Source organism: Sphingomonas echinoides (assembly GCF_029623395.1).
Classification (GTDB): domain Bacteria; phylum Pseudomonadota; class Alphaproteobacteria; order Sphingomonadales; family Sphingomonadaceae; genus Sphingomonas; species Sphingomonas echinoides_A.
Genome location: NZ_JAPYKK010000046.1, coordinates 1 through 26,288 on the forward strand (window position 1 = coordinate 1; position 26,288 = coordinate 26,288).

The following is a 26,288-nucleotide window of genomic DNA, read 5'->3' on the forward strand; positions in this document are numbered from 1 at the left end:
TGGCATCGCCCCGCCATACCCGATCTTCAGTTTTACGAACCAAGGACAGGTTTCATGGCAACCGCGCCCGAACTCGATACTCCAGCGACCGCGCTCGACGCCTTTCGCGAAGAGGCGCGCACCTGGCTCGCCGAGAATTTTCCGGCTGCGCTCAAGGGCAAGGACAATGCGATGTCCGCGCTCGAGGGGCCGAGCGATCCCTCCGCCGATGAAGTCGCGTGGCAAAAGGCGATGGGCGAGAAAGGCTGGGGCGTCCCCGGCTGGCCCGCGGCCTACGGTGGTGGTGGCCTCGACAAGGCGCAGATCCGCGTCCTGAACGAGGAAATGGCGCGGATCGGCGCCTGGAACCCGATCGGCGGGATGGGCGTGATGATGTTCGGCCCGACGCTGCTAGAATATGGCACCGAGGAGCAGAAGCGCGAGCATATCCCCGCGATCGCCAAGGGCGAAGTGCGCTGGTGCCAGGGCTATAGCGAGCCCAACGCCGGGTCCGATCTCGCCAACGTCCAGACCTATGCCGAGGACAAGGGCGATCATTACCTCGTCAACGGCCAGAAGACCTGGACCAGCGGCGGGCAGTGGGCGGACAAATGCTTCGCGCTCGTCCGCACCGACAAGAGCCAGAAGCACGGCGGGATCAGCTTCCTGCTGCTCGACATGACCGCCGAGGGCGTCGACGTGAAGCCGATCCGGATGATCTCGGGCCAGTCCCCCTTTTGCGAGACCTTCTTCACCGACGTGAAGGTGCCCAAGGGCAATCTGGTCGGACGCGAGGGGCAGGGCTGGGAAATCGGCACGCGACTGCTCCAGCATGAACGATCGAGCCTGTCGGGCGGCGGGTCCGCCTCGCGGCTGTTCGCGGGCAAGCCCGTCAACGCGCTCGCCAAGGATTATCGCGGGACCGACGCGGAGGGCCGCGTCAACGACAGCGATCTGCGGATGCGGATCGTCCGCCACGAAATGGACGCGCGCGCCTTCGCGCTGACGCTGCGGCGCGCGGCGCTCGAAGCGAAATCGAACCAGGGGCCGTCCGCGGCGACCTCGATCATGAAGAACGTCGGTGCACGGATCACGCAGGATCGCGCCGAACTGTCGATCGAGATCATGGGGATGGCCGGGCTCGGCTGGGAAGGCGACGGCTTTACGGACGAAGAGCTCGCGCAGACCCGGACCTGGCTGTGGGGCAAGGCCGTGTCGATCTACGGCGGCTCGACCGAGATCCAGAACAACGTGATTTCCAAGCGCATCCTCGGGATGCTCGACCACCAGTAACATCGGATAGGCGGCCGCAGCCGCGGCGCGCCGGAGAGGGGCGGGGTGAAGGATGGCTGAAGCCATTCTCCCCCGCTTTCTTCCAACCTTTAGCGAGGGATAGCGACATGGCCGTACTCAACGACGAACAGACGATGCTGCGCGACATGGTGCGCGAGTGGGCGGACAATGAATCGCCCGTCGCCGCGTTCCGCAAGATGCGCGAAGCCGCCCCCGCCGAAGGATACGATCCTGCCACCTGGTCGACGCTGGGTGAAATGGGGCTTGCCGGGATCGTCATTCCCGAGGCGTTCGGCGGCACGGGCTTTGGCTATCTGTCGCTCGGGCTGGTGCTGGAGCAGCTCGGTCGCAATCTTGCGGCCTCGCCGTTGGCGGCAAGCGCGGCAGCGGCGAGTGCGATCGTGCTGGGGGAGTGGGAGGCTGCGCGGACGGAATGGCTCCCGCAGATCGCCAGTGGCGCGGTCGTCGCGGCGCTCGCGGTGGACGAGGGGCCGGTCCACGATCCGGCGCGTATTGCAACTACGGTCGTCGACGGAAAGCTCAGTGGAACCAAGGCGTTCGTGGCGGAGGGTGACAGCGCGACGCTGTTCGTCGTCGCGGCAACCGACGGTCTGTATCTCGTCGCGGGCGATACCGGGGTTACGCGGCATGCGCGTTCCATGGCGGATTCGCGAAGCCATGCCGAAGTCCGCTTCGACGCCGTTCCCGCGGTGCGACTCGGCGATGCAACGCTGACCGCAAAGGTCATCGATCGCGCGACGGCGGTGCTCTGCGCCGAAATGCTTGGGATGGCGGAGCAGGCGTTCCATACGACCAACGATTATCTCAAGACCCGCGTCCAGTTCGGGCAACAGCTCTCGACCTTCCAGGCGCTCCAGCACCGTATGGCGAAGCTGTTCACCGAACTCGAGCTGATGCGTTCGGCGGTCGAGGGGGCACTGGAGGCGATCGATGCAGGGCGTTCCGATCTCGACCAGTCGGTCAGCCTCGCCAAGGCGATCGCGAGTGACACGCTCAACCTGATGAGCCGCGAGATGATCCAGCTGCATGGCGGGATCGGCATGACCGACGATTACGATGCCGGCTTCTACATCAAGCGGGCGCGCGTGCTGGAAGCGATGTGGGGCAACGGCGCCTACCACCGCGAGCGATTTGCGCGCCTAAACGGCTATTAATCCGGCACGATCGGCGGCGAACGTGCGTCATCTGGCGGCGAAACGACGTTAAAACGACGTTTAGAAGGGGCGTTCTGGCCAGTTCGGACGCATATTTCTTATGTCATTTATGCCACAATCGGAAATTGTCTCGTGCCAAGGCGTTTTCTGGTGCTTGACGGCGCCAAGATGAGGGGGCATTCGAGGATAGGGTACGGAACCGATCAGCGTTCCGATCCGGGGAGAGATCAAGATGCCCAATACGCGGTATTTGGTGGCGTGCGCGCTTTCGGCTCTGGCGATCGGGACGACCAGTCCGGCGATGGCCCAGCAGGCGCCGCCACCTGCAACAGCACCAGCGCCCAGCCCGCAGAGCAGCGACAGTCAGGACGACACCGGTCAGGATATTATCGTTACCGCTCAAGGCCGTGCACAGTTGCTCGCCAACGTTCCGGTCGCGGTTTCGGCGGTTTCCGCCGCCTCGCTCGCCAATTCGGGCGCCAACGACATCCGCCAGTTGAGCCAGCTCGCACCCTCGCTCCTGGTCTCCTCGACCGGTTCGGAAGCGAATGGTTCGCCGCGGATTCGCGGTATCGGTACGGTTGGCGATAACCCCGGCCTCGAAAGTTCCGTCGCGGTCTTCATCGACGGCGTGTACCGCTCCCGCGCAGGCATAGGCCTCAACGAACTCGGAGAAATCGACCGGGTCGAGGTGCTGCGCGGGCCTCAGGGAACGCTTGGAGGCCGCAACGCTTCGGCGGGCGTCATCAACGTTTTCTCGAAGAAACCAAGCTTCACCTTTGGCGGCAATGCCGAGGCAACCTACGGTAATTACGATTTTTATCGCCTCGCCGGCGCCGTGAACGTCCCCCTGACGCAGACGATCGCGGCGCGGGTTGATGCGGTCTACGTCAAGCGCGACGGCTTCTACCGCGACACCACCAACAACACCGACATCAACAACCGCGACCGCTACTTCGTGCGTGGCCAGATCCTGTATCAACCGAGCGCGGACTTCTCGCTCCGGCTGATCGCCGACTACACGCATCGCGACGAGAAATGCTGCGCCGCGACCTACGTCGACAACTCGGTCAATTCATTCGTCGGCAATCTCAACAATCCGTCGACGCCGCTGTCGCCGTTGCAGGGTACGGGCAACAACATCGTCAACGTGTTACGCGATCTCGGTCAGCCGTTGGCGCGGATCAACAACGCCGGCTACAGCCGCGATGTGAGCGTCAGCCGGGGCCGCAGCTTCGGCGGGATCACCACCGACAAGGGGATTTCGGGCCAGATCGATTGGACTCTCGGCGGCGTGAACCTGACCTCGATCACCGCTTACCGCGAGTATAAGAGCGACCAGGGATCGGACACCGACTATAGCACGGTCGACATCCTGTACCGCGCGGCGGACGGCAATTCGTTGCGGCAGTTCAAGACCTTCACGCAGGAATTGCGGTTGCAGGGCAATCTGTTCGACAACAAGCTCGACTGGCTCGTCGGCGGTTATTTCGCGAACGAAGACCTAACCGTCACCGACAATCTTCGGTTCGGCAGCCAATATGGCCGGTTTGCAACGTGCCGGATCGTGTCGGGCGGCGGTCTTGCTGCGCTCTATTCGCCAACATCGCCTGCGTGCCTTGGTGCGCGTCCGGCGGCGTTCGGGGCGGCATCGCCGTTGGTCTATGCTGCGTTCGACCGGCTCGACGGGATCAACGACAAGGGCTCCACGCTCGATCGCTACACTCAGAACAGCCGGAACTACGCAATCTTCACGCACAACATCATTCATCTGACCGACCGCCTCGATGTCACGCTGGGCGTACGCTACACCAACGAAACCAAGAAGTTCGCGGCCACCTTCGGCAACGACAACACCGCCTGCGTCGCCAACCAGGCCGCGCTGACGCCGTTCCTCACCAACGCCGGCTTGGCGGCGGTAGCTGGCGGCATCATTGGCCTGTCGTGTCAGGGCAATTCGACCGCTGAACTCAACGGCGTGTCGATCAACAGCAAGCGCAGCGAGGATCGCTTCAGCGGCACCGGCATCCTGTCGTGGCGTCCGTTCGACCATATGCTGCTCTACGGCAGCTATTCGCGCGGGTATAAGGCGGGCGGGTTCAACCTTGATCGTTCTGCGCTCAAGAACCCGATTCAGGTGTTCAACGGCGCGCCGACGACCACCTTCGCATCGGTCGGCGGTGCGCAGGCGCTGGTCGGCAACCTCCAGTTCGACCCGGAAACGGTGACCTCCTACGAAGTCGGCGCGAAATACGGGACTGGGCCGTTCACGCTGTCGGCAGCGGCGTTCCGGCAGGAGTTCAGCAACTTTCAGTTGAACACCTTCAACGGCACGGTCTTCTTGGTCCAGAACGTCAATGGCTGCACCACCAGCCTGAACGGCGGGGACCGGGATCTCAGCGCAACGACCGGGCGGTGCGCGAGCGGCGATACCAGCTATGGCGTGCTGTCGCAGGGTATCGAACTAGAGGCGTCGCTGGTCCCGATGCGCGATCTTCGCGTCAATCTGGGCGGGACCTATCAATCGACCAAATATCGCAACGACGTGGTGGGGAACAGCAGCGGTGCGCCGCTCGATCCCGCGCTCCGCGTACTGCCCGGCAGACAGCTCTCGAACGCACCCAAGATCGTCGTGACGAGTTCGGTCGCTTGGACTCCTAAGCTCGGCGACAGTGGTCTGTCGGCGCTATTCTACATCGATAGCCGCCTGAGCGACAATTATAATACGGGCTCGGATCTGTTCCCGCAGAAGGGTCAGGACAGCTTTGCCTTGTTCAACGCCCGCGTCGGTCTGCGTGGTCGTGAGGAGCGCTGGGCGGTCGAGTTCTGGGGGCAGAACATCTTCAACAAGAATTACGCCCAGGTCGCGTTCAACTCGCCGTTCCAGCAGGGTACGACGAGCGCACCCTATGTCGATCCGCGCTATCCTGGCGGTCGGCAGCTCTTCTCGCAGTTCCTCGCCGAACCGCGGACCTATGGCGTGACGCTGCGCGGCAAGTTCTGATCGCGTAACGCGACATTCCGGCGGGAGATTTCCCGTCCACCTTCAAGCCGCTGCCTGGCGTAAGCCCCGGGTGGCGGCTTTTTCATGGATGGCATCGCGCCCGTGCTGCCCTATGGTCGTGCGATGCCAAAGCGTATCAGCACCAGTCCTCCCAAGGGTCTTCCGACCCGCGAACAGATCCTCGATTTCATCGCCACGTCCGATGTCCCCGCGGGCAAGCGCGAGATTGCGCGTGCCTTCGGGTTGACCGCGCAGGACAAGATCCTGCTGAAGGCGTTGCTCAAGGACATGGCCGACGAGGGGTTGATCGACAGCGCCCCGGGCCGCGCCTTCCACAAGATGGGCGGCGTGCCGAAAGTGACCGTGCTGCGGATCATGGACGTGGATGACGGCGGCAACATCTGGGCGGTGCCCGAACGCTGGGAGTCGGAGACGCCCGCGCCCAGGCTCCGTGTTCGTGAACGCAAGAACGGGGCGCTGGGTGTCGGCGATCGTATCCTCGCGCGGACCGAGGAAGCGGGGCAGGGCTGGATCGCGCTTCCGATGAAGGTGCTGCCGCGCGGCGAGGAACTCGTGCTTGGCGTATTGCGGCAGGAGCCGGGGGGCATGTGGCTGCAAGGCGTCGAGAAGAAGGAGCGGCAGGAATATCCAGTGTCGGACGCCGGCGGCGCGCAGGCGGGTGACCTCGTGCTGGCGGAACGGGCGGGGCGGCCACCGCGGATCACGGTGCGCGTGACGCAGGTGCTGGGCGATCCGTTCGCGCCGCGCAGCTTTTCGCTGATCGCGATCCACAAGCTCGGTATTCCGGACGTATTCTCGTCGGAAACGTTGGATGAGGCGGTTCGCCTCGCGGCGCAGCCGCTGGGCGACGACCGCGAGGATCTGCGGCATTTGCCGATCGTCGCGATCGATCCCGCCGACGCGCGCGACCATGACGATGCGGTGTGGGCCATGCCGGATGACGATCCCGCCAACGATGGTGGCTGGAAGGCGATCGTCGCGATTGCGGACGTCTCTTTCTATGTGCGTCCGGGGTCGTCGCTGGACCGTGAGGCGCGGCGACGCGGGAACAGCGTGTATTTCCCCGATCGTGTCGTGCCGATGCTGCCCGAAAGCCTGTCGGCGGAGATGTGTTCGCTGAAGCAGGGCGTCGATCGTGCCGCGCTGGTTTGCCATTTGCGGATCGCGAAGAACGGCACGCTGCTCTCGTGGCGCTTCAACCGCGCGGTGGTGCGGCTTGCGGCGAACCTTGCGTATGAAGACGCGCAGGCGATGGTGGATGGTCTTAAGCCCCTGCCCTTCAGGGGAAGGGTTGGGGGTGGGGCCGTGCCTGCTTCCGACGGCTCGACTGCTGCACTGCCCCACCCCAACCCCTTCCCTGAAGGGGAGGGGCTTAAGGGCCAGGCCGGCGCCCTCCCTGAAGGGGAGGGGCTTGACCCCATCCTTGCCGCGCTCCTTCCGCTGTGGGACTGCTGGCGCGCGCTCAATAAGGCGCGCGAGGCGCGGGCGCCGCTCGATCTGGATTTGCCCGAACGCCGCGTGATGCTCGACGAGATGGGGCGGATCCTGTCGGTCGCGCCGCGCGAACGGCTCGATGCGCACAAGTTGATCGAGGATTACATGATCGCCGCCAACGTCGCGGCGGCGAAGGCGCTCGAAGCGAAAAAGGCGCCGGTAATGTACCGCGTCCACGAACAGCCGAGCCGCGAGAAGATCGTTGCACTGAAAGAGTATCTCAAGACCTTCGGGATCGACTTCGCGCTGGGGCAGGTCATCCAGCCGCGCACGTTCAACCAGATCCTAGCGAAGGTCGTGGATGGCGATGCGCGGCCGCAGATCATGGAGCAGGTGCTGCGGACGCAGACCCAGGCCTATTATGCCCCTGCCAACTTGGGGCATTTCGGGCTGGCGCTGGGAAGCTATGGGCACTTCACGTCGCCGATCCGGCGCTATGCCGATCTGCTCGTCCATCGGTCGCTCGTCGCCGCCTATGCATTGGGGCCGGGCGGGCTAACCGACGGCGAGACCGCCGGCATGGAGCGAATCGGGCAATCGATCTCGCAGTTCGAGCGGCGCGCGATGGAGGCCGAGCGCGACACGATCGACCGCTACGTCGCCGCATTCCTGGCGGAGAAGGTCGGCGAAGTGCTCGAGACGCGGATCACCGGCGTCACCAACTTCGGGTTTTTCGCCACGGTCGAGGGGATTGGCGGCGACGGCCTGATGCCGGTCCGCGACATTGGTGGGGAGTATTTCCGGTTTGACGAAGCGTCGCGGACGCTGACGGGCGACCAGACCGGCACGGTTTACGCCAGCGGTCAGAAACTGCCGCTAAGACTGGCAGAGGCGAACCCGGTGTCTGGCGCCTTGCGGTTCGAAATGGTCGATGGGCGTGGTGCCGCCGCGTCGTCGACCGAAGACCGTGGCAGGCGGACGGGCAAACCACCCGCACGCGTCCTTAAACGCCGTGGGCGTCCCGCCAACATTCGCCATCAGGGCAAGAAGCGGTAAACGGCGTCCGCGCTATCGATGTGCCTCATCCTAAAAGCCATCTGGGCGACTTTGGCAAAAGGACGAAATTGGTCTGCGCGCGTCTATGATAGGCGGACAGTCCGAATGCCGCGACGGCGCGGAACAGGGTGGGAATGTGGCCGCAGCGCGAAAGGTAAAGACTGGCTCGCCTCGGATTTCGCTGCCGCGTCGCGCGAAAAAGCGACCCGATGGTCTCAAACGCGTAATGCCGCAATCCAGTTGGCTGCGCCATTTCGACGATGTCGAGGCGCTGGCCGGGATGGGGTCATGGCGGCTCGATCTGGCAAGCGCGACGATGGAATGGACTCGCCAGGCGTGTCGTCTGTTCGGGCTGGACCCCGACATGCACAGTCCGGCATGGGACCGTTTCCTGATGTTCTATCCCTTCAACGACCGCATGGTCCTGATGCAGGCGATCGATCGCGCGATTGATACCGGCAAGTCTTTCGAAGTCGAAACCGATATCTTCACTGAAGACGGGCAACGTCGCTGCATCCGTAATGTCGGCAAGGTGGATATTCGCGAAGGCGAGGCGGGGTGCCTGATCGGCGTGTGTCAGGACGTGACCGCGCAGCGTGAGATCGAACGCGCGCTGGAACGCAGTGCGCTCGTCGATGAACTGACCGGGATCGCCAACCGCGCGGCGCTCAACCAGTATCTCCACGATCGAGTCGACAAGCGACAGGCAACGGACGGGTTGGCGGTCGTCCTGCTCGACCTGGATAACTTCAAGTCGGTCAACGATACGTACGGGCACCATACCGGCGACGACGTGCTGCAACGGACCGCGCAGACGCTTGCGACCCATGCGGAAGCGATTGGCTTTGCCGCGCGTCTTGGAGGGGACGAATTCGTGCTGGCGATTACCGCGCGCGACACGATTGAGCGCCTTCGCCTGTTCCTGGCGACGTTGCTGAGCGATCTTTCGGTGTCCGTGAACGGTGATGCCGGAACGATCGTCGTCCGTGCTACGATGGGGGCGTGCCTGCTCGACGACGGGATCACGACCCGCAGCGATATTTTGCGGCGAGCTGACTTGTCGCTCTACAATGCCAAGGCGTTGGGGAAGGGGCGGGCGATGGTAGCGGGCGACTTGCGGCCGATCATGCCGGTCGATGCCGGAACCTGCTGAAGCCAGCTTGTTCTGCAACGCCGAGACCGAAACTTCGCGATACCTGCTCGAGTTGTACAGCCTACCGTCTGAGCGGACGCCGTTCGTCCAGCAAGTTGCGGATCGTCGTGGCGGCGACCCCAGCTTCGCCCATCGCGTGGCTGATCTGGTCGAGGCCTTTCACCACATCTCCCGCTGCGAATAGTCCAGGAATCGATGTCCTTTGGTGGTCGTCGACTTCGAGGCATCCTTCCGCCGTCGCCCGCGCGCCGGCCGCCACCGCCAGCGCCGAGCGGATCGTCGATCCGAGCGCGGGGTACACGCTGTCGAAGGTGAGTTCCCCGCCCGGGGTGGTCACCGCCATCGCGTCGCCCGCGATCCGCATCGGGGAGCAAGGTCCGTCGACATGGACGATCCCGGCTTCGTCCAGCTTTGCCTGACAAGCGGCGTCGAGGTCGTGCCGGGCACCCGGCGCGATCAACGTGACATCCCTGGTGTAGCCGCGGAGGAAGAGCGCTTCCTTCATCCCATGATCGCCCGTACCGATCACGCCGACGCGCTTGTCGGTGACCTCATACCCGTCGCAAATCGGACAGTAGCGAATCAGCCCGCGGGCGAGCGCGTCGTCGTGGATTTGCGGGTCCATTTCAGGCCGGATATTGACGACTCCGGTTGCCAGCAGCACCGACCGCGCCGGGACCGACCGGTCGCCAATCCGAACGTCGAAATCCTCGCCAACCCGGCCAATCTCGGTCACCTCCGCCGTTTCGCGGACCGCGCCAAATTCCTCGGCCTGTTTGCGCATGCGGCGCAACAACTCGGTTCCCTTGATCCCCCCGGGATAGCCTGCGTGATTGTGGGTTCTGGGGATCATGGCTGCACGGCTGCTGCCACAATCGAACAGTCGGATCTTCAAATGGAAGCGCGCGAGATAGATCGCAGCGGTAAGACCGGCCGGACCGGCGCCGATGATGATGCAATCGTCCATGGCTGCGATACGCGTACGCAAGCGTAACGTTCCGCCGTCTGGCTGGCAGCATCGGCCCGGTTCGATAATCGGATCGGGTCGTGCTTGACCTAGGGCACGTCCGCGACGACGACCGCGCAACTACCGACCCTTTTGAACCCCGCGTAGAGAGCAGGACCTATGACCTTCGCCGCCACCGTCCTGACGCTCTATCCAGAGATGTTCCCCGGCCCGCTGGGTATCTCGCTGGCGGGGCGTGCGCTGGGGGAAGGGAAGTGGAGCCTCGACGCGCGCAACATCCGCGACTTCGCAACCGACAAGCATCGCACCGTCGACGAGACCCCGGCGGGCGGCGGCGCGGGGATGGTGCTCAAGGCCGACGTCCTTGCCGCGGCGATCGACAGCGTCGCGACCGGCGCGCCGATCCTTGCGATGACCCCGCGGGGTCGCCCGCTCACGCAGGCACGCGTCCGCGACCTTGCGCAAGGGACAGGCGTCACGATCCTGTGCGGTCGGTTCGAGGGGTTCGACGAACGCATCTTTGAAGCGCGGGGCATCGAGGAAGTGTCGATCGGCGACTACGTTCTTTCGGGCGGCGAGATGGGCGCGCTGGTGCTGCTCGACGCTTGCATTCGGCTGCTTCCCGGCGTAATGGGCGCGGCTTCTAGCGGTGATGACGAGAGCTTCGAAAGCGGTCTTCTCGAATATCCGCAGTACACCCGACCATATGAATGGGAAGGGCGCACGATCCCCGAAGTGTTGCGATCGGGGGATCATGCGAGGATTTCGGCATGGCGCAAGCACATGGCCGAGACCGATACACGGCTACGGCGGCCGGATCTGTGGGAGCGCCATGAGGGTGCTCGGGTCCAACCGCCCTCTGGCGCGCGACGACAGACGAAGGACGCATGAGATGAATCTCATCCAGACGATCGAAGCCGAGAACATTGCTAAGTTTCTCGAAACCAAGCAGATCCCCGAATTCCGCCCTGGCGATACGCTCAAGGTCGGCGTGAAGGTTGTCGAAGGCGAGCGCACCCGCGTCCAGAACTACGAAGGCGTGTGCATCGCGCGTTCGAACAAGGGCATGGGCAGCAACTTTACCGTGCGGAAGATTTCGTTCGGTGAGGGCGTGGAGCGCGTCTTCCCGCTGTATTCGCCGAACATCGACAGCATCGTCGTCGTCCGCAAGGGCGCGGTGCGTCGTGCGAAGCTGTACTATCTGCGTGGCCGCACCGGCAAGTCGGCGCGTATCGCCGAGCGTCGCGACACGCGTCCTGCAAAGGGCACTGCCGCAGCCGAGTAATCGGTCGCTTTGCCTCAAGGCTTCGGAAGGGCGCGAAGACTTCGGTTTTCGCGCCCTTTTCGCGTCGCCAGGATACGGCAAAAGCGGATGGCCTGAAGAGGCAGGCGCGGGCAGAACCCGGCGCCGACGGTTACACCACGCGTAGTCCCAATTCCCCCAGCAACTGCCCGGCCTGTTCGCGCGAGATCGTCGCGCCGCGGAACTGGCGCGCGTCGACCAGCGCGATTCCGCCGAGATCCGCGCCGCGCAGATCAGCGCCTTCGAAACGGCACCCCGCGACGCCCGCGTCGCGCAGACTGCACGCTTCGAAGACGGTCGCGCGAAAGTCGCTCTTGCGCAGGTCCGCCTGACTGAAATCGATCTTGCGCAGTGTTTGCTTGCGGAACGAGAAGCCGGGCATCTTCGCGTTGATCAGCAGGACCTCGTCCAGCGTCAGGTCGAAGGCTTTCGCATCGGACAGGTCGGCTCCGGTCAGCTTGCAGCGCGCAATGGCCGCGCCCGACAGCGTGGCGTTGCGAAAGACCGCGTTGTTGAAGTCGCTCGCTTCGAACCTTGCGTCGCTGAGGTCGGCGCGCAGGAAGCTTGCGAAGGGTGCGCGGCAGGACGTCCACTGCGTGCCGTCGAGCCGGGCACCCGCCAGGGTCGTCCTTCGGAGGCTGCACCGCTCGAAGATCCACCGGGTGAGGGTGAGCGTGGACAGGTCGACGTCATCGAGCACGCAATCGAGCAAGTGCATCGGCGCCGCGGCGTGCGCGAGCCGTTCGATGTCGGCGCGGTCGAGGTGCTGGCCGGTGAGGGGATGGGGTGCGGCAGGATCGGTCATTGCGGCGGCATAGGCCAGGACCGCGGTCGTGACGACGGGCAGGTGGGTATCGCGGCAATCCGCTTTTGCGTATGCGTGGCCGGTCGCCCCGGTGCGGGCCGCACTTCCGGGGGATCGATGGCAGACGTCGCTACAATTACGGCTGTCGAACCCGATGGCGCGCCGCGCATCGCCGTGCTCGACATCCTTCGCGGGATCGCGATCCTTGGAATATTGTTCATGAACATCAACGGCATGGGGCAGTCTCTTGCAGCCTCGTTCGATGATGTGCGGCATCTTGGCTGGTCTGCGATCGATCAAGTGGTGTGGTGGCTCCGCGAGGTGCTTGCGATGGGCACGGCCCGCGCGCTGCTCGAAATGCTGTTCGGCGCGGGGATGGTGATCCTGACCGACCGGTTCGCCACCCAGGCCGAGGAGTCGGTCGTGTTGCGGCGCTACTTCGCGCGCAACATCGTGCTGCTGGTGTTCGGGCTGGTGCATGTCTTCGTGCTGCTGTGGCCGGGCGACATCCTCCATACCTATGCGATTGCCGCGATGGTCGCGTTCCTTTTCCGCCAGTTGCGTGCACGCGCCTTGCTGTTCCTGGGGTCGAGCATGGCGGTGTTCTTCCTGATCGGGGGCGGGCTCACGTACAGCGCCAACGTTTCCAACGCCACGGACGTGCACCGTGTCGAAGCGCGCGCGCGGGCTGGCGAGGGTCTGACGCCGGCTGATCGGACCGTGCTCGCACGACAGGCGGCAAGGGCCGCGGCGCAGGTCCGAATCACCGCCGACGTGAAGGCGCGGATCGATGCCGAGGACACCGCGCGCAACGGGACCTTCGCGACATGGGCGGCGCAACAATGGGCGACCTTCACGTACACCGAAGGGCAGGGGTTCGAAGGTCTGTTTGTGTGGGAGGCCGCCGCATCGATGCTGATCGGGGCGGGACTGTACCGCTTGGGCGTCTTGCAGGGGTTGCGGTCGCCGCGCTTCTACGCCGCGCTGGCGCTGTGCGGCTATGCGGTCGGGCTGCCGTTGCGGCTGCTCGAGGCGTATGAGGGCACCCGGTTCGATGGTGCACCGCAGATCAGCATGGCGACGAGTGAAATCGCGCGGCTGGCGATGACGCTGGGGCACCTCGGGCTGGTCAACCTGCTCGTCACGACCGCCCTCGGCGCGCGCCTGTTGCGACCTTTCGTCGCGGCGGGGCGCACCGCATTGACGATCTACATTGCACAGACGTTGATCTGCCTGTGGGTGCTGTATCCGCCGTTCATGCTGGGGCTGTACGGCACGATGAGCTGGACCGGGCTGATGCTCACCGCCTTGATCATCAACGCCGGGTTGCTGGTCGGCGCGAACCTGTGGGTGCGCCGGTTCCGGATCGCGCCGGTCGAATGGGCGTGGCGCTCGTTGCTCGAACGGCGCGCGTTGCCGTGGCGCAATGGTGCGGGCACGCTGTCGTGATGTGACGGTAGCAGAGGCCTTTACGCGAAGCTCCGCCGCCGCGATAAGCCCCGCGTGGCCTGCCATCGTCAGGCCCGACAATCGTGGGACTGGAGATGCGGGATGCGGGCGACTTGGGCTTTTGCGGGCGTGATGCTCGCGTGTGCAGCGGTGCCTGCAATGGCTGCTGAGCCTGCGGCGGACAAGCTGACGCTGACCAAGGTGTTCGGCAGCCCCGACCTGTCGGGCGTCCAGCCGCGTGGCGTCAAGCTGTCGCCCGATGGGACGTTGCTGACGTCGCTTCGCCCGCGCGCGGACGAGAAGGAGCGCTTCGACCTGTGGGCGCGCGACACGCGCACCGGGCAGGAGCGGATGCTAGTCGATTCCAAGAAGGTCGGCTCGGGCGCGGAACTGTCCGAGGCGGAGAAGATGCAGCGCGAACGCGCACGCATCGCCGGGTCGAAGGGCATCGTCGCCTATGACTGGGCTCCCGATGGCAAGACGATCCTCGTGCCGATCGACGGCGACCTGTATCTGGCGGGCCTCGACGGCACTACGCGGCGGCTGACCAATGCGCCGGGCGACGGTGCACTCAACCCGATCATCAGCCCCAAAGGCGGGTTCGTCAGCTTCGTGCGCGGGCAGAATCTGTTCGTCCAGCCGCTCGGCGGCGGCGATGCGCGGCCGGTCAGCAGCGACGGCGGCGGGACGGTGCATTGGGGCGAGGCGGAGTTCGTCGCGCAAGAGGAAATGGACCGCCGCACGGGCTATTGGTGGTCTCCGCAGGACAGCCATATCGCGGTCGAGCGGTTCGACGAGGCGCCCGTCGGGATCGTCACGCGCGCTGCGATCGGCGCGAACGGGACCAAGGTCTACGATCAACGCTATCCTGCCGCTGGAACGCCCAACGTCGCGGTTGCGTTGTACGTGATGAAGGCGGACGGGTCTGGGAAGGTCAAGGTCGACCTCGGCAGCAATCCTGACATCTATCTCGCGCGCGTCGACTGGACGCCCGATGGCAGCGCATTGCTCGTCCAGCGCGAGAGCCGCGACCAGAAGACGCTCGACATGCTCCGCGTCGATCCGGCGACCGGCAAGGCCACCGTGCTGTTCACCGAAAAGTCCGGCACGCGCAGCTGGCTCAACCTGTCGGATGCGTATCGCCCGATGAAGGACGGGAGCCTGATCTGGCGCTCGGAGCGGACCGGCTTCGGTCACCTCTACCGCTTCGCCGCGGGCAAGTGGACCGCGCTAACCAAGGGCGACTGGGTCGTTCAGGCGCTGCTCGGCGTCGACGAGGCCAAGGGGCGGCTGTTCTTCACCGGCAACAAGGACGGCGTGCTCGAACAGCACCTTTATTCGGTCGACATCGCGCATCCGAACCAGATCACGCGGCTGACCGAAGCGGGCTGGTGGAACAACGGCACGATGGACGAAGCCGCGACGCGGATGATCGTCTCGCGCTCCAGCCCGACGCAGCCGACGCAGGTCTATCTGGCGGACGCGGGCGGCAAGCGGCTCTCTTGGATCAACGAGAATGCGGTCGTGCCGGGGCATCCTTATTACCCCTATCTGGCGGCGCATCAGCAGACCAAGTTCGGCACGATCAAGGCCGAGGACGGGACCGATCTCTATTATGAGATGATCACCCCGCCGCTCGAGCCGGGCAAGAAATACCCCGTCTTCTTCCAGCATTACGGCGGCCCAGGCACCGGGCAGCAGGTCACGCGCGGTTGGGGCGGGGCGTTGCCGCAGTACCTCGTGCAGCACGGCTATATCTATTTCCAGATCGACAATCGCGGCTCGTACAATCGCGGCAAGGCGTTCGAAGATCACATCTATCGCGCGATGGGGACGGTCGAGGTCGCCGATCAGCTCGCGGGGGCGAAATTCATCAAGAACCAGCCGTTCGTCGATCCTGCCAGGGTCGCGATCTATGGCTGGTCCTATGGTGGGTATATGACGCTCAAGATGCTCGAGGCGAACCCGGGGGTCTATGCCGCGGGTGTGTCGGGGGCGCCGGTGACGCAATGGGATCTGTACGATACCCATTATACCGAGCGCTACATGGGCTCGCCGGTCGCGGACAAGCAGGCGTATGTTGCTTCGGACGCGCTGGGGAAGGCTCCTGCGATCAAGGATCCGTTGCTGCTGATCCACGGCATGGCGGACGACAATGTCGTGTTCACCAACTCAACCGCGTTCGCCGCGCGGATGCAGGCGACCGCGACGCCGTTCGAGATGATGTTCTATCCGGGCTATACGCACCGGGTCGGTGGGCCGGGGGTCAGCGAGCATCTGTGGGGGACGATCCTGACGTTCCTGGATCGGAACGTGAAGGACAAGAAGTAGGGGGGCTGCACTGCGGCTGATGAAGGCCGGGTGACTCCCATCTCCGTCATCCCCGCGAAGGCGGGGATTCATTGATACTGATGCTCTCCGTGCTGCGAGGCCAGCCAGTATGGATTCCCGCCTGCGCGGGAATGACGGCGGGGGTGGGCGGAGTTCTATGCGCCAAGACCCTCTGCCCCCTCTGGCCTCTGCCGCGGCTCTCCCATAAAGGCCAGCCCCATGCGGTTCCTCACCACCTTCCATTTGTGGCCGTTCCTCGACACGGTCGTCAGCTATCTGGTCGCGTTCGTGCTGGGCACGCTGATCGGCGCGGAGCGGCAGTATCGTCAGCGCACCGCCGGGCTGCGAACCAACGCGCTGGTCGCACTGGGGTCGGCGGCGTTCGTCGATCTCGGGCAGCGGCTGGGCGGCGACGTCGAGTCGATCCGGATCATCGCCTATGTCGTGTCGGGGATCGGTTTCCTCGGCGCTGGCGTGATCATGAAAGAAGGGATGAACGTCCGCGGCCTCAACACCGCGGCGACCTTGTGGTGCTCGGCCGCAGTCGGGGCGATCGCCGGGAGCGACATGATCGCGGAGGCGGTACTGCTCACTGGCTTCGTCATTCTTGCCAACACGATGCTGCGGCCGCTTGTCGACGCGATCAACCGCATCCCGCTCGAAGGGCGCAGCGTGGAGGCGACGTACAGCGTCACGATTACCACCGATGCGGACGAGGCGGGGCCGATGGGCGACTTGCTGACCGACCATCTGGAGACGGCGCAACTGCCCGTCGCCGAGCTCGATATCGTCAATCGCGGCGAGGGCCGGGTCGAGATTGTTGCGAAGCTCGTCAGTACCAATATAGCGGTGAGCGAACTCGACGCGCTGACCGATCACCTTGCGACGGTGCATGGAATAACCCATGCGACCTGGCAGGCGCGCACGCACGATTAGCAAAGCCGATAGACGTCCGCGCGTAATGACGCTACGGGCGCGTTCCGAATTGGAGGAAGTCATGGGTTACAGGATCGTGGTCGCGGGCGCGACGGGCAACGTCGGGCGCGAGATGCTCAACATTCTGGCGGAGCGCGAATTCCCGCTGGCGGATATTGCGGTCGTCGCGTCGTCGCGCAGCCAGGGCGACGAGGTCGATTTCGGCGAGACCGGGCGCAAGCTCAAGGTCCAGAACATCGAGAATTTCGATCCGACCGGCTGGGACATGGCGTTGTTCGCAATCGGGTCGGACGCCACCAAGATCCATGCGCCGCGCTTTGCCGCCGCTGGCTGCACGGTGATCGACAATTCGTCGCTGTACCGGATGGACCCGGACGTGCCGCTGATCGTGCCCGAGGTGAACCCCGACGCGATCGCGGGCTATACCAAGCGCAACATCATCGCGAACCCCAACTGCTCGACCGCGCAGATGGTGGTGGCGCTCAAGCCGTTGCACGATGCCGCCCGGATCAAGCGCGTCGTCGTCGCGACCTATCAGTCGGTGTCGGGCGCGGGCAAGGCGGGGATGGACGAACTGTTCGAGCAGTCGCGCAACATTTTCGTCGGGGATCCGGCAGAGGCCAAGAAGTTCACCAAGCAGATCGCATTCAACGTGATCCCGCACATCGACAGCTTCCTCGACGACGGGTCGACCAAGGAAGAGTGGAAGATGGTGGTCGAGACCAAGAAGATCCTCGATCCCAAGATCAAGGTCACCGCAACCTGCGTGCGCGTGCCGGTGTTCGTCGGGCATTCGGAAGCGATCAACATCGAATTCCATGACGAGATCTCGGCGGAGCAGGCCAAGAAGATCCTGCGCGAGGCGCCGGGGGTGATGCTCGTCGACAAGCGGGAAGACGGCGGATACGTCACCCCGGTCGAGTGCGTCGGTGAATATGCCACCTTCATCAGCCGCGTGCGCGAGGATTCGACCGTCGAGAACGGGCTGTCGCTATGGTGCGTGTCGGATAACCTCCGCAAGGGCGCCGCGCTCAACGCGGTGCAGATCGCGGAGCTGCTCGGGCGGCGGTATCTGAACAAGGGGGACTGAGCTTCTTTGAGCCGATGATAGCTTCGTGCTATCATCGGCGCATGGCACAGCTCCTCATTCGCCAGATTGATGACGCCACGATCACGCGGCTGGAAACCTTGGCGCGTGAGCGCAAAACCTCGGTCGAGGCCGTCGCGCGGGCGGCGATCCATCAGGCGACACAACTGACCGTCGCGGAAAAGCTCGAGATCGTTCGCGAGATGCAGGACTGGAGTCGTGGCGCGCGAATTCCGGGTGCGCCGCAGACGCCTGGTGTCGACTTGATCCGCGAGGGACGGGACGAGTGATCGTCGACGCGAGTGTCGCGTTCAAATGGCTCGTCGAAGAATCCGACAGCGATCAGGCGATTCGCTGGATCGGCTCTGGCGCATCGCTGGCAGCACCGACGTTGATCCTTGCAGAAACGGGTCACGCGCTGACAAAGTGCATTCGGCGTGGGGAACTTTCGGCAGAGGGAGCGGGCGAGCGCTTCGCGCGTTTGACGAGCCTGCTGATCCTGTTCGACGAGACCCCGTTCATGGCCCGCGCGTTCGATCTTTCTATCGCGCTACGGCACGGATTTTACGACTGTGTCTACCTCGCAGCGGCCGAGGCGTTGGGGGACCGATTGCTGACGGCGGATGCGGTGTTCGTCGATAAAGTTGCGGATCATTCGCTGCGGGGATCCGTGGTGCTGCTTGGAGCCAAGCCATGATTGAGACTATGACCGGTGGCTGCCAGTGCGGGCGCATCCGCTACAGCGTCGAGATCGACAACAATGACGCCTATCTCTGCCACTGCCGGATGTGCCAGCGCGCCACCGGTGGCGTGTCGATCGCGTTCAAGAGCGTCAAGATCGCCAACGTGACATGGGCGCGCGAACCCGATCGCTACCGGAGCTCCCCCATCGCGCAGCGCGGTTTCTGCAGCGCGTGCGGTACGCCGCTGACCTTCGAATTCCTCGAGCCCGGCGCAAACATGGATCTCACCGTCGGCAGTTTCGACGAGCCCGGGCGGTTCGTCCCCAAGCATCATTTCTCGCCAGAGACTTGGCACGCGGCATGGCTGGACACTAAGGATCTCCCGACAACGCGGGTCGCGGACAATCCGTCGACCGCAGATCGATGGATCAAGGCACTTGGCAAACTCCCCGATTGAACCACGATTTTTCGAAAGCATCGATGGCGCGCGGCTGGCGTGGCGCGAACTCGGAGAGGGGCGCCCGGTCGTCCTGATTCACGGCTATTTCTCTGACGCGACGACCAACTGGCTGAAATACGGCCACGCCGAAGAGATCGCCGCTGCGGGTTTCCGCGTGATCATGCCCGACCTGCGCGGGCACGGAGCGAGCGCGAAGCCGCATGACGCGGCCTCCTATCCGCCCGATGTGTTGATGGAGGACGGAAAAGCGCTGGTCGCGCATCTCAGCCTCACCGATTACGATCTCGCGGGGTATTCGCTCGGCGGGCGGACGGTGATGCGGATGCTCGTCAACGGCGCGACGCCGCGGCGGGTAGCGGTTTCGGGGATGGGGCTCGACGGGATCGTCCACACGCAGGGGCGCGGCGCGTATTTCCATAACGTCCTGACCAACCTCGGCAGTTTCAAGCAAGGCACGAGCGAATGGCTGACCGAGGCGTTCCTCAAGACCACCAAGGGCGATCCGCTGGCGTTGCTGCGCGTGCTCGACACGTTCGTCGATACGCCGGCCGAGGCGCTGTCAACGATCCGGCCGCCGGTGCTGGTCGTCAACGGGGTGGACGATCACGACAATGGCTCGGGCGAGGCGCTTGCCGCCGCGCTGCCCGACGGGCGCTATGCGAGCATCCCGGGAAATCACATGAGCGCGGTGATGAAGCCCGAGCTTGGTAGCACGATCGCCGGTTTTCTCGCGGCTTGACCATCCATTCCGGGCGGCACAGGTTGCCGCCTTCACCATATTCCCGGGGGAGTCGCATCTTGCGCACCAGCATCTCTACACTTGCCTTTGCTCTGGCTTTCGCCGCGGCGCCCGCTTTTGCGCAGCAGGCGGCGCCCGTTGCCGCCCAAGCCGCCATCCCCGCAGCCGCCGATGCCTTCGTCGCACGCGCGGAGAAGGCGATCGAAGAATTTTCCACGCCGGCCGCGCAAGTTGCGTGGATCAACGCGACGTACATTACCGACGATACCGATGCCATTGCGGCGAAATACGGGGCCGAAGGCACCGAAATGTCGGTCAAATATGCGCTCGAAGCGGCGAAATTCGCGCGGATTCCAGGGCTTTCGTTCGACACCAAGCGCAAGATCGACTTACTCCGCAGCGGCTTGACGCTCCCCGCGCCGACCACGCCGGGCGCTGCGACCGAGCTGTCGACGATCGTGACCCGCATGTCCTCGGGCTATGGCAAGGGCAAGGGCACGCTCGACGGCAAGCCCTTGAACGGAAGCGATATTGAGGCCGCAATGGGCACGGTGCGCGACCCTGCAAAGTCGCAGGAAATGTGGGTCAGCTGGCATGACAACGTCGGTGCGCCGATGCGGAAGGATTATGCGCGGCAGGTCGTCATCGCGAACCAGGGCGCGAAGGAGCTAGGGTATTCAGATGTCGGCGCTTTGTGGCGCTCGGGGTATGACATGGAGCCCGACCAGTTCGCCGCGCTGACCGACAAATTGTGGAAGCAGGTTGAGCCGCTGTATGTCGCGCTCCACACCTATGTGCGTTGGAAACTCAACGAAAAATATGGGGATGCGGTCCAGGCTAAGTCCGGGCCGATCCGGGCCGATCTGCTCGGCAACATGTGGGCGCAGGAATGGGGTAATATCTATGACGTGGTCGCTCCGGCGGGGGCGGGTGACGTTGGCTATGACACGGGCGATCTGCTCAAGGCGAAGGGCTTTGATCCGGTCAAGATGTTCAAAACAGGCGAGGGTTTCTATTCCTCCCTTGGGTTCAAGCCGCTGCCGGATACGTTCTGGGCGCGCTCGCAGATCGTCAAGCCGGCCGACCGTGAGGTGATTTGCCATGCCTCGGCGTGGGACGTCGACAGCATGGACGACCTGCGGATCAAGATGTGCACCAAGGTAAATGGCGACGATTTCGTCACGATTCACCACGAAATGGGCCACAATTACTACCAGCGCGCCTACAATTTGCAGCCGTTTCTGTACAAAAATGGCGCGAATGACGGCTTCCATGAAGCGATCGGCGATTTCGTCGCGCTGTCGATCACGCCTGACTATTTGGTGCGGATCGGGCTGTTGGACAAGGCCCGGGTGCCGAGCGCGGACAAGGATATCGGGCTGCTGCTCAAGCAGGCGATGGACAAGGTCGCGTTCCTGCCGTTCGGGCTGCTGATCGACAAGTACCGCTGGGGCGTGTTCTCGGGCGCGATCCCGGAAACCCAGTATGAGAAGGGGTGGAACGACCTGCGCCTCAAATATCAGGGCGTCGTTCCGCCGGTCGCGCGCGACGAGACTCGGTTCGATCCGGGGGCGAAGTATCATGTGCCGGCGAGCGTTCCGTATACGCGTTACTTCCTCGCGCGGTTGTTGCAGTTTCAGTTCTATCAGGCGGCGTGCAAGCAGTCGGGGTGGAAGGGGCCGCTGCATCGCTGCTCGTTCTATGACAATAAGGCGGTGGGCGAGAAGCTGAACGCTATGCTGGCGATGGGGCAGTCGAAGCCTTGGCCGGATGCGTTGGAGAAATTTACCGGGAGCCGGGAGATGTCGGGGCAGGCGATGGTGGCGTATTTTGCGCCGTTGAAGGCTTGGTTGGACAAGCAGAACAAGGGGAAGCCTAGCGGTTGGTGAGGGTTTCCTCGCCCCTCCCCTTTAGGGGAGGGGTTGGGGGTGGGGGGTGCCTCGCAGAGAGGTTGGCTTGCTGCACTGCCCCACCCCAACCCCTCCCCTGAAGGGGAGGGGCTTTTTTAAGTACTTTTACCGCCCCTTGAACAGGCCGCCCAGGACGCCGCGGACCAGGCTGCCGACGATCCCGGCTCCGGCACCGCGCGACGATCCGAAGACTGCCTTGGAGACCTCGTTGGCGACTTGACGCCCTACCGCTGACGATGCCGAGCGCGCCGCCGAGGTTGCCACACGGTTCCAGGGCGAGTTGGCCGCGGCGCGGTCCGCGGCGGCCTGCTGCTTGGCCAAGCGATCGGCTTCGCGTTGCTCGGCGATGCGCTGCTTTTCTGCAACCCGCGCGGCGACCGCATCGGCTTTGGCTTGCGCGGCGGCGGCCTTGTCCGCGTCCGACTTGGCGGCGGCTACGGCAGCGGCGGCGGAGGCCTCCTGCGCCTTGCCCGAAAGGATCTCCTCAGCCGAGACGCGATCGATTAGGACATCGTATTTCTCGCCGACCGGATCGGTCTGGATCAGCACGCCGCGCTCGACCGGTGTGACCGGGCCGACGCGCGAGCCCGGCGGGGCGATCAGCGTGCGTTCGACCGGGGACGGCGATCCGTCGGGGAGCAGCATCGACACCAGCGCCTCGCCAACCTTGAGTTCGGTGATCGCGGTCGCGACGTCTACGCCGGGATTGGCGCGGAAGGTGGTCGCGGCCGCGCGCACCGCCGCCTGGTCGCGCGGGGTGAAGGCACGGAGCGCGTGTTGCACGCGGTTGCCGAGCTGGCCCGCGACGGTGTCGGGAATGTCGATCGGGTTCTGCGTGATGAAATAGATGCCCACGCCCTTCGATCGGATCAGCCGCACGACCTGCTCGATCTTTTCGAGCAACGCCTTGGGGGCGGCATCGAACAGCAGATGCGCTTCATCGAAGAAGAAGCACAGCACGGGCTTGTCCGGGTCGCCGACTTCGGGGAGGTTTTCGAACAGCTCGCTCATCAGCCACAGCAGGAAGGTCGCGTAGAGCTTGGGGCTTGCCATCAGCTTGTCGGCGGCAAGCACGTTGACGATGCCGCGCCCGCGATCGTCGATCCCGATGAAATCGTCGAGATCGAGCGCGGGTTCGCCGAAGAAATGCTCGCCGCCCTGGCTACGCAACTGGAGCAGCGCGCGCTGGATCGTCCCGACCGACTGTTTCGAGATATTGCCGTACGTGGTCGAGAGCTCGGACGCACGGCCCGCGCAATCGACCAGCATCGCCTGCAGATCGTCGAGGTCGAGCAGGAGCAGCCCTTCCTTGTCGGCGACATGAAAGGCGATCGTCAGAACGCCTTCCTGGACTTCGTTGAGGTCCATCAGCCGCGCAAGCAACAGCGGGCCCATTTCGCTGACGGTGGTGCGGATCGGGTGGCCCTGTTCGCCGTACAGGTCCCAGAATTGCACGGGCGTATCGGCGTAGGCCCAAGCGGTGTCGCCGATCTCGGCGGCGCGGGCGGAGAAGGGGGCGTGAGTCTTGGCGGTCGGGGATCCGGCCATCGCGAGGCCGGACAGGTCACCCTTCACGTCGGCGACGAAACAGGGGACTCCCGCTTTTGACAGCCCCTCGATCAGGCCCTGGACGGTGACGGTCTTGCCGGTGCCGGTCGCGCCCGCGATCAGGCCGTGGCGGTTGGCGCGTTTGAGATCGAGCTGTTGCGGCTTCGCACCGCCGGGACCCGCCCCGATGAAGATGCTGGCGGGAGCGGCGGCGGTGGTGGTTTCGGTCATGGATCTTCCCGCAAAGGCTGCGGCGCAATCGGTCCGATAGGGCCGCTTCCGTTCGCCCTGAGCACAGTCGAAGGGCTTGCGTAGCGCGAGCGGCTTCGACTTCGCTCAGCCCGAACGGACGGGTTGAAAACTCGGGACGTCTTGCGCCAGGCCTGCGATCTTATCGCCGGGAACCCCAATCGCGGAAGCAAAAAAAAAGCCCCCCGCTCCGATATTGGAGCGGGGGGCGGGCAGAGCTTACTTCTTGAGCTTTACCCCGATGAAGAAGGCCGGCTGGCGTCCACGGACGACGTAGAGCGCAACGAGCGACCGGTTGGCCGCCTTGGCCGCCGCCACTGCCGCGCCGAGCGCCGCTGGCGTCGGTGTCGGCGTTCCGTTGGCGGAGATGATCACGTCGCCGCGCTTGAGGCCCTTGGACGCCGCATCGCTTGCCGGATCGACCATCGCGATTACGACACCCTGCACCGACGAATCGATGCTGAAGTTGCGCGCGATCGGCGGCGTGAGCGTCTGAACGGTGACGCCCAGCGAGTTCGGCGCGGTCTTGCCGACGGTTGGCGTATCGTCGTCGTCGCTCATGTCGTCATTGTCGGCGCCGGTGGCCTTCGCCTGAAGCGCTTCCTCCGAAGGACGCGTGCCGATGACGGTGGCGATCGTCATCGGGCGACCCTGCCGGATGATGTCGATCGGGACGCGCGACCCCGGTGTGATGTTCGCGACGAGATAGCTGAGCGACTGGTCCGGATTGACCGGCTTGCCGTCGACGCGCAGCACGACGTCACCGACCTTCAAGCCAGCTTTTTCGGCGGGCTGGCCCGGCTCGATCTGGCGGAGCAATTCGCCTTGGTTCTTCTGGAGGCCGAACGAGTTCGCGAGATCGTCGTCGATCGGCTGCGGGCCGACGCCGAGGTAACCGCGCGCGATCGTCGTGCCCTTCATCAGCTTCTCGATGACCGGCTTGGCGTCGTCCGCCGGGATAGCGAAGCCGATCCCGATGTTGCCGCCCGACTGGCCTGCGAAGATCTGCGAGTTGATGCCGATGACGTTGCCCGCGAGATCGAACATCGGGCCACCCGAGTTGCCCTGGTTGATCGCGGCGTCGGTCTGGATGAAGCGGTCATAGGCGCCGCCACCGGTCACGCGGTGGAGCGACGAAACGATCCCCGCGGTCACCGTGCCGCCGAGGCCGAACGGATTGCCGATCGCGACGATCCAGTCGCCGACGCGGGCAGCGTTCGAATTGCCGAACTTGACGAACGGCAGCGCCTTCGCATCGATCTTGAGCAGCGCCAGATCCGAAGTCGGATCGCGCCCGATCAGCTTGGCGACATATTCCTTGCGATCGGTCAGCGTGACCGTGATCGCGTCGACCGTCGCGCCCTTGGCGCCTGCGGCGACGACGTGGTTGTTCGTCACGACATAACCGTCGGGGGAGATGATGAAGCCCGAACCGAGCGATGTCGCCTGCCGCGTAACCGGGGCCGCACCGCCGCCGCCACCCTGGCTCTGGTTGAACAGGCCTTCGAACGGCGTACCCGCGAACGGGTTGGGCTGCTGCGCCTGAGTGATGTGCTGCGTCGTCGAGATGTTGACGACCGCCGGCTGGAGCTTCGCGACGAGATCGGCGAAGCTCATCGGCGCACCGGCCTTGGGGGCGGTGGCGGCCATGGCGGCGGGTTCGTTTTGCGCGGTCTGCGCGCCGCTGATCGTCGGAAGCGCGACCGCGGTCGCGGTGCCGCCCAAAAGCAGGGCTGCGGTAATGGCGTAGGCGTAACGCACTAGGGTCTTTCCTCTCGTGTACCGTGAACGGCAACTTGAATAGTCATACGACGCGTTGCTGAACGACGTTTGAACATGAACCGCTGATCAGGCGATTTGGATGCACTTCGTCACTTTCGTCCCTCGAATTGGCGCAAATAGGCATTGTCGGGCGACAGGACCATCGACGTCTCACCCTTGGCTTCCGCACCGAAGGTCGTCCGGTACGACTGCATCGCGCGATAGAAATCGTAGAACTCGGGGTCCTTGTTGAACGCCTCGGCGTAGATCTGCGCCGCCTTTGCATCGGCTTCGGCGCTGATGATCTGCGCGTCCTGCTGGCCCTTGGCCTGGATCGTCAGGCGTTCCTGCTGGCGCGCGGTCTTCATCCGATCGAACGCGCTCTGTAGCGGGGTGCCCTGCGGCAGATCGGTCCGCTTGATCCGGACGTCGATGATCTGCACGCCGTACTGGCTGGCGAGCTTCTGCAAACCGGCGCGGATGTTGTCCATCACCTGGCCGCGCTCGGGGCTGAGCAGGGCTGCCGAGGGGCGGCGGCCGAGTTCGTTGCGCAGCGCCGAGCTGAGCAGCGGCTGAAGCTGATCGATCACGCGCTGTTCGGTGACCGAGGTGCTGCCGGTCGACGTCACCGCCTGAAGCGGGTTGACGATGCGGAAGCGGGCGTACGCGTCGACTTCGAGGCGGAGCTGGTCGGTCGACAGGACCGGCTGCTTGTCGAGCTCGACGTCGAGGACGCGCTTGTCGACCCAGATCAGCCGGTCGACGAACGGGATGCGCGCGGCGAGACCGGCGCCGGTGTTGCCGAACACTTCGTTGGGCTTCCACCGGTTGATCGTCCGGTAGGGCTGTTCGAAGCGCAGGATCACCGCCTGGCTCGTCTCGGGCACGATCGTCAGCGAACTGGCGAGCACGATCAGCGCGGCCATCGCTGCCGCGCCGAGCGCG

General features: G+C 64.5%; 21 protein-coding genes. 16 read left to right on the forward strand and 5 right to left on the reverse strand.

Going from position 1 to position 26,288, the window contains the following annotated elements; translation table 11 throughout:
* Positions 1 to 54: 54 nt before the first annotated feature.
* The 5 genes from QBJ92_RS18730 to QBJ92_RS18750 all read left to right on the forward strand — a co-directional run bounded on the left by QBJ92_RS18730 (position 55) and on the right by QBJ92_RS18750 (position 9,115).
* Positions 55 to 1,272, forward strand: a complete 1,218-nt coding sequence (locus QBJ92_RS18730) for an acyl-CoA dehydrogenase family protein (protein ID WP_277971203.1) — start codon at positions 55 to 57, stop codon at positions 1,270 to 1,272.
* A 107-nt stretch (positions 1,273 to 1,379) separates the two neighbouring features.
* Positions 1,380 to 2,447, forward strand: a complete 1,068-nt coding sequence (locus tag QBJ92_RS18735; protein ID WP_277971204.1) for an acyl-CoA dehydrogenase family protein — start codon at positions 1,380 to 1,382, stop codon at positions 2,445 to 2,447.
* Positions 2,448 to 2,679: 232 nt separating this feature from the next.
* Positions 2,680 to 5,451 (forward strand): TonB-dependent receptor, encoded by a 2,772-nt coding sequence (locus QBJ92_RS18740; protein ID WP_277971205.1) that lies wholly within the window; start codon positions 2,680 to 2,682, stop codon positions 5,449 to 5,451.
* A 123-nt stretch (positions 5,452 to 5,574) separates the two neighbouring features.
* Positions 5,575 to 7,962, forward strand: coding sequence for a ribonuclease R family protein (locus QBJ92_RS18745; protein WP_277971220.1), 2,388 nt, complete (start codon positions 5,575 to 5,577; stop codon positions 7,960 to 7,962).
* A 226-nt stretch (positions 7,963 to 8,188) separates the two neighbouring features.
* Complete coding sequence (locus QBJ92_RS18750; protein ID WP_277971206.1) at positions 8,189 to 9,115, forward strand: sensor domain-containing diguanylate cyclase; 927 nt, start codon at positions 8,189 to 8,191, stop codon at positions 9,113 to 9,115.
* Positions 9,116 to 9,176: 61 nt separating this feature from the next.
* Here the strand turns inward: QBJ92_RS18750 and QBJ92_RS18755 are convergent, their stop codons facing one another.
* On the reverse strand, positions 9,177 to 10,082 hold the full coding sequence (locus QBJ92_RS18755; RefSeq protein ID WP_277971221.1) for an NAD(P)/FAD-dependent oxidoreductase: 906 nt from the start codon (positions 10,080 to 10,082) through the stop codon (positions 9,177 to 9,179).
* 159 nt (positions 10,083 to 10,241) lie between these two features.
* Between QBJ92_RS18755 and trmD the strand changes: the two genes are divergently transcribed.
* On the forward strand, positions 10,242 to 10,973 hold the full coding sequence (gene trmD, locus QBJ92_RS18760) for a tRNA (guanosine(37)-N1)-methyltransferase TrmD (RefSeq protein WP_277971207.1): 732 nt from the start codon (positions 10,242 to 10,244) through the stop codon (positions 10,971 to 10,973).
* Position 10,974: 1 nt separating this feature from the next.
* Positions 10,975 to 11,367: a 50S ribosomal protein L19 gene (rplS, locus tag QBJ92_RS18765; protein ID WP_010164172.1), complete on the forward strand. Its 393-nt coding sequence runs from the start codon at positions 10,975 to 10,977 to the stop codon at positions 11,365 to 11,367.
* A 130-nt stretch (positions 11,368 to 11,497) separates the two neighbouring features.
* Here rplS and QBJ92_RS18770 read toward each other — a convergent pair whose 3' ends face one another.
* Positions 11,498 to 12,190, reverse strand: coding sequence for a pentapeptide repeat-containing protein (locus QBJ92_RS18770; protein ID WP_277971208.1), 693 nt, complete (start codon positions 12,188 to 12,190; stop codon positions 11,498 to 11,500).
* A 117-nt stretch (positions 12,191 to 12,307) separates the two neighbouring features.
* Between QBJ92_RS18770 and QBJ92_RS18775 the strand changes: the two genes are divergently transcribed.
* From QBJ92_RS18775 to QBJ92_RS18815, 9 genes are all read left to right on the forward strand, one after another.
* Positions 12,308 to 13,639 (forward strand): DUF418 domain-containing protein, encoded by a 1,332-nt coding sequence (locus QBJ92_RS18775; protein ID WP_277971209.1) that lies wholly within the window; start codon positions 12,308 to 12,310, stop codon positions 13,637 to 13,639.
* Between the two features lie 102 nt (positions 13,640 to 13,741).
* The gene (locus QBJ92_RS18780) at positions 13,742 to 15,970 is read left to right on the forward strand and encodes a S9 family peptidase (RefSeq protein ID WP_277971210.1); all 2,229 of its coding nucleotides are present in this window, start codon (positions 13,742 to 13,744) and stop codon (positions 15,968 to 15,970) included.
* Positions 15,971 to 16,189: 219 nt separating this feature from the next.
* Positions 16,190 to 16,906 carry an MgtC/SapB family protein gene (locus QBJ92_RS18785; RefSeq protein ID WP_277971211.1) on the forward strand — a complete coding sequence of 239 codons (717 nt, stop codon included), beginning with the start codon at positions 16,190 to 16,192 and terminating at the stop codon, positions 16,904 to 16,906.
* A gap of 61 nt (positions 16,907 to 16,967) precedes the next feature.
* Positions 16,968 to 17,996, forward strand: coding sequence for an aspartate-semialdehyde dehydrogenase (locus tag QBJ92_RS18790; protein WP_277971212.1), 1,029 nt, complete (start codon positions 16,968 to 16,970; stop codon positions 17,994 to 17,996).
* Positions 17,997 to 18,037: 41 nt separating this feature from the next.
* Positions 18,038 to 18,283, forward strand: a complete 246-nt coding sequence (locus QBJ92_RS18795; RefSeq protein ID WP_277971213.1) for a FitA-like ribbon-helix-helix domain-containing protein — start codon at positions 18,038 to 18,040, stop codon at positions 18,281 to 18,283.
* Positions 18,280 to 18,690 (forward strand): type II toxin-antitoxin system VapC family toxin, encoded by a 411-nt coding sequence (locus QBJ92_RS18800; RefSeq protein WP_277971214.1) that lies wholly within the window; start codon positions 18,280 to 18,282, stop codon positions 18,688 to 18,690. Before QBJ92_RS18795 ends, QBJ92_RS18800 begins: the two co-directional genes overlap by 4 nt.
* A complete protein-coding gene (locus tag QBJ92_RS18805; RefSeq protein ID WP_277971215.1) occupies positions 18,687 to 19,133 on the forward strand; it encodes a GFA family protein in 447 nt (148 codons plus the stop codon). The genes QBJ92_RS18800 and QBJ92_RS18805 overlap by 4 nt, the downstream gene beginning before the upstream one ends.
* The gene (locus QBJ92_RS18810) at positions 19,114 to 19,875 is read left to right on the forward strand and encodes an alpha/beta fold hydrolase (protein WP_277971216.1); all 762 of its coding nucleotides are present in this window, start codon (positions 19,114 to 19,116) and stop codon (positions 19,873 to 19,875) included. The genes QBJ92_RS18805 and QBJ92_RS18810 overlap by 20 nt, the downstream gene beginning before the upstream one ends.
* 56 nt (positions 19,876 to 19,931) lie before the next feature.
* On the forward strand, positions 19,932 to 21,764 hold the full coding sequence (locus QBJ92_RS18815) for a M2 family metallopeptidase (RefSeq protein WP_431358436.1): 1,833 nt from the start codon (positions 19,932 to 19,934) through the stop codon (positions 21,762 to 21,764).
* 126 nt (positions 21,765 to 21,890) lie between these two features.
* Here QBJ92_RS18815 and QBJ92_RS18820 read toward each other — a convergent pair whose 3' ends face one another.
* The 3 genes from QBJ92_RS18820 to hflC form a co-directional block, all read right to left on the reverse strand.
* Positions 21,891 to 23,564 (reverse strand): helicase HerA-like domain-containing protein, encoded by a 1,674-nt coding sequence (locus tag QBJ92_RS18820; RefSeq protein ID WP_277971218.1) that lies wholly within the window; start codon positions 23,562 to 23,564, stop codon positions 21,891 to 21,893.
* Positions 23,565 to 23,801: 237 nt separating this feature from the next.
* Complete coding sequence (locus QBJ92_RS18825; RefSeq protein WP_277971219.1) at positions 23,802 to 25,343, reverse strand: Do family serine endopeptidase; 1,542 nt, start codon at positions 25,341 to 25,343, stop codon at positions 23,802 to 23,804.
* A 110-nt stretch (positions 25,344 to 25,453) separates the two neighbouring features.
* On the reverse strand, positions 25,454 to 26,269 hold the full coding sequence (gene hflC, locus QBJ92_RS18830) for a protease modulator HflC (protein ID WP_277971222.1): 816 nt from the start codon (positions 26,267 to 26,269) through the stop codon (positions 25,454 to 25,456).
* Positions 26,270 to 26,288 lie beyond the last annotated feature (19 nt).